4 protein-coding genes are annotated in these 1632 nt (G+C 41.1%); all 4 read right to left on the minus strand.

What is annotated here, in order from left to right; translation table 11 throughout:
* Positions 1 to 145: 145 nt before the first annotated feature.
* From rpsK to infA, 4 genes are read right to left on the minus strand one after another with little or no spacing between them, the layout of a single operon-like run.
* On the minus strand, positions 146 to 541 hold the full coding sequence (gene rpsK, locus ACRRMM_RS18000; RefSeq protein ID WP_003217231.1) for a 30S ribosomal protein S11: 396 nt from the start codon (positions 539 to 541) through the stop codon (positions 146 to 148).
* A gap of 20 nt (positions 542 to 561) precedes the next feature.
* Entirely contained in the window at positions 562 to 927 is a 366-nt protein-coding gene (rpsM, locus tag ACRRMM_RS18005; protein ID WP_003217023.1) for a 30S ribosomal protein S13, read from the minus strand.
* Between the two features lie 21 nt (positions 928 to 948).
* Positions 949 to 1062 (minus strand): 50S ribosomal protein L36, encoded by a 114-nt coding sequence (gene rpmJ / locus ACRRMM_RS18010; RefSeq protein WP_003156543.1) that lies wholly within the window; start codon positions 1060 to 1062, stop codon positions 949 to 951.
* Positions 1063 to 1093: 31 nt separating this feature from the next.
* The gene (infA, locus tag ACRRMM_RS18015; protein ID WP_003217190.1) at positions 1094 to 1312 is read right to left on the minus strand and encodes a translation initiation factor IF-1; all 219 of its coding nucleotides are present in this window, start codon (positions 1310 to 1312) and stop codon (positions 1094 to 1096) included.
* Between the last annotated feature and the right edge of the window lie 320 nt (positions 1313 to 1632).

The following is a 1632-nucleotide window of genomic DNA, read 5'->3' on the forward strand; positions in this document are numbered from 1 at the left end:
CCTCGAATAGAATCATATGAGATTCCATCCGAAATTCCTCATTGTTTAGTCCCGTATGTGCTCAGGCAACGAGTCGTGTATTCGTCTCATAAATAACTGTATCATAACCCATTATTGACAGGGACACAAAATCTATACAAACAAATTACACGCGGCGACGTTTTGGTGGACGGCATCCGTTATGAGGAACTGGAGTTACGTCTCTGATTGCAGTAACTTCAAGACCTGCAGCTTGAAGCGCACGAATTGCAGCTTCACGACCAGAACCAGGACCTTTAACAGTTACTTCAAGTGTTTTAAGACCATGTTCGATAGAACCTTTAGCAGCAGTTTCAGCAGCCATTTGTGCAGCGAAAGGAGTAGATTTACGAGAACCTCTGAATCCTAATGCACCAGCACTTGACCAAGAAATTGCGTTTCCATGAACATCAGTAATCGTTACAATCGTGTTGTTGAAAGTGGAACGGATATGAGCGATTCCAGCTTCAATATTCTTTTTCACGCGACGTTTACGCGTATTTTGTTTACGAGCAGCAGCCATTCTTTAACTACCTCCTTTACTTATTTTTTCTTGTTAGCTACAGTACGACGCGGACCTTTACGAGTGCGCGCGTTGTTTTTTGTGTTTTGTCCACGAACAGGAAGTCCTCTACGATGACGGATTCCGCGGTAGCTTCCGATTTCAATTAGACGCTTAATGTTAAGTGAAACTTCACGACGAAGGTCACCTTCTACTTTAAGTTTGTCAATGATATCACGGATTTTACCTAGTTCGTCTTCAGTTAGATCGCGAACGCGAGTGTCTTCAGAAACACCTGCTTCTTTAAGGACTTGTTGAGCCGTCGTACGACCAATTCCAAAAACATATGTTAAAGAAATGACAACACGCTTATCACGTGGAATATCTACACCAGCAATACGAGCCATGATTTGGGCACCTCCTTGTTATTAGCCTTGTTTTTGTTTATGTTTTGGGTTTTCACAGATCACCATTACTTTTCCTTTTCTGCGAATCACTTTACATTTTTCACAGATAGGTTTAACAGATGGTCTCACTTTCATGTGTTTCCAACCTCCTTCTTCCGGAGTTGCTTTATTTGTAACGGTACGTAATTCTACCACGAGTTAAGTCATATGGAGATAATTCTACCGTAACTTTGTCTCCAGGTAAAATGCGAATGAAGTGCATACGGATTTTTCCTGATACATGAGCCAAAACTGTATGACCATTCTCTAGTTCAACTTTGAACATTGCATTTGGCAAAGTTTCTGCTACAGTACCTTCCACTTCAATTACATCGTCTTTCGCCATTCAAGTGTTCTCCCTTCTTCAAATCAGTAACTTGCTCTCTGATAAATGTCCAAATGAGATGTTCTCAATTGTCCATCTATCACCCGACCTGTTTTGAATATACTGTTCTGAACTTCCGGAGATACGCAATCATAAAAGGTTAAATGATTGATATTTTTTCTTAGGAGAATGAATTTACGCTTTTCTCCGTCTGCGATTAGTACTTGGCAGCCATCGAACACGCCGATGACAACTGTATACTGATCTTGTTCTTTCCTTGGACTATACAGACAACCTGCCCGATTTGGGCCTGAAAGGCTTCAGTGAAGACCTAAATCTTA

It is taken from the genome of Bacillus sp. XT-4, from assembly GCF_050864245.1.
Taxonomy (GTDB): domain Bacteria; phylum Bacillota; class Bacilli; order Bacillales; family Bacillaceae; genus Bacillus; species Bacillus altitudinis.